Annotated in this window: 7 protein-coding genes; 3 read left to right on the top strand and 4 right to left on the bottom strand. The window is 48.0% G+C overall.

Annotated features, from left to right (window positions below; translation table 11 throughout):
* Nucleotides 1–101 precede the first annotated feature (101 nt).
* The 3 genes from rpmG to HMPREF3050_RS01260 all read right to left on the bottom strand — a co-directional run bounded on the left by rpmG (nt 102) and on the right by HMPREF3050_RS01260 (nt 2179).
* Nucleotides 102–257, bottom strand: coding sequence for a 50S ribosomal protein L33 (rpmG, locus tag HMPREF3050_RS01250; protein ID WP_003684373.1), 156 nt, complete (start codon nt 255–257; stop codon nt 102–104).
* 28 nt (nt 258–285) lie between these two features.
* A complete protein-coding gene (rpmB, locus tag HMPREF3050_RS01255; RefSeq protein WP_002216391.1) occupies nt 286–519 on the bottom strand; it encodes a 50S ribosomal protein L28 in 234 nt (77 codons plus the stop codon).
* A gap of 337 nt (nt 520–856) precedes the next feature.
* Nucleotides 857–2179: a M23 family metallopeptidase gene (locus HMPREF3050_RS01260; RefSeq protein ID WP_036528877.1), complete on the bottom strand. Its 1323-nt coding sequence runs from the start codon at nt 2177–2179 to the stop codon at nt 857–859.
* A gap of 354 nt (nt 2180–2533) precedes the next feature.
* On the opposite strand from HMPREF3050_RS01260, the gene HMPREF3050_RS01265 reads away from it, so the two are divergent.
* Both HMPREF3050_RS01265 and ribF read left to right on the top strand, forming a co-directional pair.
* A complete protein-coding gene (locus HMPREF3050_RS01265; RefSeq protein WP_070773180.1) occupies nt 2534–3514 on the top strand; it encodes a hypothetical protein in 981 nt (326 codons plus the stop codon).
* Nucleotides 3515–3602: 88 nt separating this feature from the next.
* Nucleotides 3603–4556 carry a bifunctional riboflavin kinase/FAD synthetase gene (gene ribF, locus HMPREF3050_RS01270; RefSeq protein ID WP_070773181.1) on the top strand — a complete coding sequence of 318 codons (954 nt, stop codon included), beginning with the start codon at nt 3603–3605 and terminating at the stop codon, nt 4554–4556.
* A 273-nt stretch (nt 4557–4829) separates the two neighbouring features.
* Here ribF and HMPREF3050_RS01275 read toward each other — a convergent pair whose 3' ends face one another.
* On the bottom strand, nt 4830–5114 hold the full coding sequence (locus tag HMPREF3050_RS01275) for a late embryogeneis abundant protein (protein ID WP_231286312.1): 285 nt from the start codon (nt 5112–5114) through the stop codon (nt 4830–4832).
* A 255-nt stretch (nt 5115–5369) separates the two neighbouring features.
* Between HMPREF3050_RS01275 and HMPREF3050_RS01280 the strand changes: the two genes are divergently transcribed.
* A complete protein-coding gene (locus tag HMPREF3050_RS01280) occupies nt 5370–6428 on the top strand; it encodes an AI-2E family transporter (protein ID WP_070773182.1) in 1059 nt (352 codons plus the stop codon).
* Nucleotides 6429–6557: the final 129 nt, after the last annotated feature.

Raw genomic sequence — 6557 nt, forward strand, 5'->3', positions numbered from 1 at the left:
TGTCCTGATTTAAATTTAATCCACTATACTTGAATCAAATACAAGAAACCAAGAAAAAAACCTCTGTCAGACAGAGGTTTTTTAGTTTTTCAGAAACCGGATTATTTCAATTTGGTTTCTTTGTAGATAACGTGTTTGCGGGCAACAGGGTCAAATTTTTTGATTTCCAGTTTGCCGGGCATAGTGCGTTTGTTTTTGGTAGTGGTGTAGAAGTGACCAGTACCTGCACTTGACTCCAGTTTGATTTTATCGCGCATTGCAGTAATCCTTAATTAACAGTTTAAATTAAGCTTCGCCGCGAGCACGCAAATCAGCCAATACGACATCAATGCCTACTTTATCAATGGTACGCAATGCAGCGTTAGAAACGCGCAGGCGAACCCAGCGGTTTTCACTCTCTACCCAGAAACGACGTGATTGCAAGTTAGGCAAAAAACGACGTTTGGTTTTGTTGTTGGCGTGTGATACGTTGTTGCCAGACATCGGGCGCTTACCGGTCACTTTGCAAACTCGTGCCATGGTTAGTCTCCAAACTTCTAAAATAGTAAAACGTGATTTATACCATAAAAAGCAGCATTCATTCAAGCTGTTTGATGAAAAAACGATTGTTTTCGAGAATGAGCCTCTCCAATGTTGTTTTCAGGGAACGCTGTTTCTTAAAACGTGACGGGGACGAATTATAGCGGATTTTGTTATCGAATACATTTGTTTATCCCAATCCTCAGCCAGCAATATCAAGAATGGGGTAAAAGCAAGTTGTAAAAATGCTGATGCGAATAGTCCGTATCAACCGCACCGAACATCAACAAAAAGGTCGTCTGAAATTTTTCAGACGACCTTTGTTCAGACAATCCTATCAGTCCAACTGTGCAACCGATACCGGCAAACCGCGCACTGCGGCAAGCATGGTATTGGCAGTTTTCTGCTGTTGGCGGAACGCTGCCATATTGGTAGGCGTCAGTTTCGGAGTCGGCAATGCAACAGTCGTCGGATTGACCGGCTGACCGTTCACGCGCGCTTCGTAGTGAAGGTGTGGGCCGGTTGAACGTCCGCTTGTACCGACGAAACCAATCACTTCACCTGCCCGGACATTACCTTCCGCCGGCGTAAATGCACTCATGTGACCATAAAGCGTCTCGACACCATTAGAGTGTCGGATCATGACGGTATTACCATAACCACCTTTCCAGCCTTTGAAGGTAATCACACCGTCGGCAGATGCTTTAATCGGCGTGCCTGATGGTGCAGCATAGTCAATACCGGTATGCATACGGACGGTATGCAAGACGGGGTGAACCCGGTAGCCAAACGGCGAGGAAATACGGGTATAGACAACCGGCTCGATATTGAATCCCTCTTTTTGCTGGAGGGATTTACCGTTTTGGTCATAATAGCTGCCGCTCTCTTCGTCGCCTTTACCTTGGCTGTAATAATAAGCCTGATAAGTTTTTCCGCCTTTGACGATTTCAGCCGCCAGAATATCGCCGGTACCCATTTGTTGGCCGCGGAAATACATATTGTTGTACAGAAGACGCACGACATCGCCTTCCTGCAAATCCTCCAAACTCAGTACGTCAGAGAAAATTTCGCTGAGTGACTCGCGGATTTCGACAGGTATTTCGGCCTGCGCCATCGCACCGCGTGCGGAAGTCCGTACAACGATAGAGCGCAAAGTGGGCATGACTTTCATATCTACTTCAGAAGTAGACAGCTGCCATTTACCTTTGACTTTTTCCAACGCAACAAGGTTTCGTTCCAATTCTTCATCGGTAAAGAATTGTACGTCCGTTACCTGACCTGATGAATCGACACGGATGTTGACGGATTGGTTGGCGCGCAAATGCTGCATATTTTGATCTGCGCTGTTTTTCGCCATGATCTGTTTGATGTCGGTCTGCGCCACACCCATACGCGCCAAAACGTCGGCAAGGGAGTCGCCCTGTTGGACAACTTCCTGCGCCCAATAGCTGGACTGGAAATTGTTGGTTTCAACATAAACGGCGGGCAATTCCTCAGAAATCCGCTCCAACGCAATACCTTGAGGATTGGAAACCGGCTCAGTGACCGCATAGGCAGTCATTACTCCTGACACAGGCAGCAGGATGCCCAACAACGACCAACGTACGGGTTTGTTGTGCCAGAAACGGCGCATGAATGAAAATCGAGTTGTTTTAGTCACGCATTATCCTTCAATGCGGTAATAATCACTCTACCACCGCATTTCTTATGTCATTTGAAATTATTGAGTTTAATTGTTTATCTTATCAACCGTGTTTACGGTCTCTCCCAGACAATATATATACCAAGTGAATAAAATAAACAATCAAATTTACTCAGAACCGAGCATGATTATCGGGGCTATTCTTTTGATTTACACCCCTTTTTTCTGAAATTTACGAGAACTTGATTATAACATATGCACACTTCCAACTCAAAAACGCCATCCATCATCCGACCTGATAATGACATTGGTTATTTTGAGTATGTTGTATTTTCTCGCGTAAAATAAGCTTTTTCCGTTCTGACCACTGCCATGAATCTGACGCTTGCCCTCCCCTCTCTCAACCGTCAAAAAGATGAGACACTCCCTCCTCTCCAGCTTCCTGCTTTTAACCAAATCTTGCGATATGGGTTATTACATAAACAAGAAATGAAGCCGTCTGATTTTTATCGCCGGCATTTATGGAAGGGAAGCTTGTTGGCCCAAATCAAAGAGATGGCGGGGATTCCACCGCATCAGGCGGCAGCGTTTGCCAGCCCGATATGGCAGCAAATGGGGTTGCACCAAGTCAGCGTAGTCAGCGGCGAACATCTGCAAATCACAAAAGAAGAAGCCGCTCGATTATGTTTGGAACTGTCTGAGTTTTACAGCAAAGAGGGTTGGCATTTTCTACCTGTCCGTCCCGATTTTTGGCTGATTACTTTGCCATCGGAAAGCGATTGGGGGATTGCGCCGGTATTGGATATCTACGGACAAATCGGGTCGACTGACCAAGCTGATGGAAAAGACGCCTTACAATGGTTGGGAATGCAGACTGAAATTCAAATGTGGCTGCACCAACACCCGCTCAACGCCGTCCGCACTCAAAACGACACCCCCGCAATCAACGGTCTTTGGCTGTGGCAGGATTTAACGGGGTTGCGATCTGCGGACTTCGTCGCTTCCGACAGCATTTGGGCGCAATTTTCAGACGACCCCCGCTTGGATGCGCCTTATGATTTTCAGGCTTGGCTGGATGCGGTGGATGAATCGGGTATTCATTCCGCCAACCCCGTCATTTTTCTGGACGACTTGGCTGTTACGGAGCAAACAGGCGATATTCAGACATACCAAGAAATTTTAGAAAGCTGGGAAACCCGCTGGTTTGCCCCGCTTTGGCAGGCAGTCTCGCAAGGTCGTCTGAAAAATCTGTCTATCAGTACCGACGGTGAAAACGGTGGCACTTTACGCATCACGCCGTTTTCAAAATGGAAATTCTGGCACCCGAAAAAAACATTTACCGGCAGATGGTAATGCGCCCGCCCCGCCTCGCCGCCCTGTTTATAGAAACACCAATAACGTTTACAATACGCGACCATTCTACTATTTGCACACACCGCCCATGAAAATCCGACTCGGTCAGCACAATGCACCTGATTTTCCGCAAGGAGCGGCCGTCACTATCGGTAATTTCGACGGCGTACACCTCGGTCACAAACACATCCTGCAAAAACTCAAAAACGAAGCCGATTCGCGCAACCTTCCCGTTATCGTCGTCATTTTCGAGCCGCAACCCAAAGAATTCTTCTCCCTAAAAGCAGGCTTTACGCCCCCATGCCGCATCAGCCCCTTGCGTACCAAGCTGGATTTGTTGAGCGATACCGGTTGTATCGACGCCGTATGGGTGTTGCGTTTCAACCAAGAATTTGCCGATATGAGCGCACAGGATTTCATCGACAAACTGCTGCGCCAAACACTCAACACACGCTACCTGCTTATCGGCGACGATTTCCGCTTCGGTGCCGGACGTGAAGGCTGTTTCGACTTATTGAAACAACAAAGCGATATACAAACCGAACGCACGCCTTCCGTCATCGTTGAAGACATCCGCACCAGCAGCACAGCCGTGCGCGAAGCCTTGACAGACGGCAACTTGGCGTACGCCAAAAAGCTTTTAGGCCACGATTACGTTTTGAGCGGCAAAGTCAAACACGGCAAAAAACTCGGCAGAACCATCAACGCCCCTACCGCCAACATCCAACTTCCGCCCCACCGCTATCCTCTACGCGGCGTATTTGTCGTCGAAGCGGACGGTACATTCGGCACACGGCGCGGCGTTGCCAGCTTCGGACTCAACCCGACCGTCAGCAGCAACAATTCGCAAAAACTCGAAGTCCATTTGTTTGATTTTGAAGGCAATCTTTATGGACAACGTTTGAAAGTACGTTTCCTGCACAAGCTGCGTGACGAACAAAAATTCAGCAATATCGAAGCACTAAAACGGCAAATCGAACAAGATATAGAAGAGGCGAAACAATGGCAGGAAACGGATTATAGTGGATTAAAATTGCAATGATACGGCGTTGCCAACGCCCTTATGTACTACCCGTACACGGCGGGCGTTGCCGCCTTGTCTCATTTTTATTTTAATCCACTATAAAAGCATCTGCGGCCATTGTCGGATAAAAATGAAAAAGGTCGTCTGAAATCTTTTCAGACGACCTTTTTCACAATATGCAGACATCTGCCTGCGAGATTTCTAATGGCCTAAATTTAAAAAGGACGACAACCGTCAAAACGGTGCGCGGGGAACAGAATCCCTCTTTTAATTCAGTCCACTATACCCTACTTATTTAGCAGCAGGAGCCTGTTCTTGGGCGGCAGAAGGTGCAGTTTCGGTAGTAGTTTTACCTTGACCGGTCAGCGGGCTGGCAGCTTCGGCTTCCGGTGCAGCAGTTTCAGCAGCTTTGTCGGTTTTCAGGTCGTTGGCTTGTTTTTTAGCTTTATTGGCTTTTTTGTGAACGTGTTCTGCTTTAGCGGCTTTGCCGGAAGCAGGTTGGGCCATAGCCACAGGAGCAGCGATCAGACCGGCAGAAACAAGAACGAGGGAGGTCAATTTAGACAATGTTTTCATGTGTAATATCCTTTCGGGAAATTTGTCTGATAAAATCATTCCGTCAAATGCCAAATGGCAATTTGCGTAAAGACAACCGCATAACCACTTGGTGCGATTGAGTTTTTATTGTAACGGTTTGTTTGTAAACCGAAGTCAGCTCGAGCGAAATTGAAATAAAGTTTCAAAAGGAGGGTTAACCCCCTTGTCCTGCTTTATTAATCGCACCTCATAGCTTGATTGTTTAAATTTATATATTTCATGGCATTACATCCGATGATTTTCGAACACTCCCGATTCCGCAATGCATCCTACATCCTGATGGGGCTTGCCCTGCTTGCGGTGCTGTATTTCCATTTTTTGCCCCTTTTGCTCGCCGTCATCCTGACCTACGTCTTCATCACCAAGACCAACGGCCTGATTCTTTGGCTGCGCCGCCGTACGCTCGCGCGCAATACGTTTCTGCACAAATCGCTCAACGCGCACAATATCAACCTGATTTCGACCACGCTGACCATAGGCATCGTATTGACGGTTATCCTCTTGATGTCGCTGGGGATTTACCACCTGATTCACGGCGGGCACATCACCGTGATGCTGACCAAGCTGGCGGCGATTCTGGAAGACACGAAAAACAGCAGCAGCCTGCCGCAGTCGGTTTTGAACATGCTGCCCAACAATACCGCCGAAATCAAAGCCTATGCGGTCAAATTGATTGAAGAATACAGCGCCGCGCTGACGCGCATCAGCAAAAACAGCTTCACCTCGTTCGTGTACATCCTTATCGGCATCATCATCGGCGCGATGCTCAGTTTCCACCGCCTCAACATGCGCAAAAACCGCCGCAAAATGCCGCCCTTCAAGGCAGAGCTGGTGCGGCGGATTGTAAACTTCGAAACCAGCTTCGAGCGCGTGTTTCTGGCGCAGGTCAAAATCTCACTGATCGATACCGCGCTGACGGGCGTGTACCTCTATCTGATCCTGCCACTCTTCGGTGTGGAGTTGCCGTTTAAACTGACCGTGTTGGTCATCGCCTTCATCGTCGGGCTGATTCCCGTCGCGGGCAACCTGATTTCCAACACCATCATTATCATCTTGAGCCTCGGTGCATCTTTATATGTGGCAGTCGCTTCGCTGGTGTTTCTGGTCGTCATCCACAAGCTCGAATACTTCCTGAACGCGAAAATCATCGGTTCGGAAATCGAATCAAGCGCATGGGAACTCTTGGTGGCAATGGTCGTGTTCGAACGGATTTTCGGCGTCGGCGGCATCATTGTTGCGCCGGTTTATTATGCGTATCTGAAGAATGAGTTGAAACAGCAGAAGCTGATTTAGATAGCGTTTGAAATAATATAGATGAAAGGTCGTCTGAAAAAATGTGAGACGACCTCTTTCAGTTACGGCAACCTTATCCCTTCCCCCGTCCGGCCGGGGAAGGTTAGGATGGGGGTGGCTTGCGGATAT

The organism is Neisseria sp. HMSC065D04, from assembly GCF_001815675.1.
Classification (GTDB): Bacteria; Pseudomonadota; Gammaproteobacteria; order Burkholderiales; family Neisseriaceae; genus Neisseria.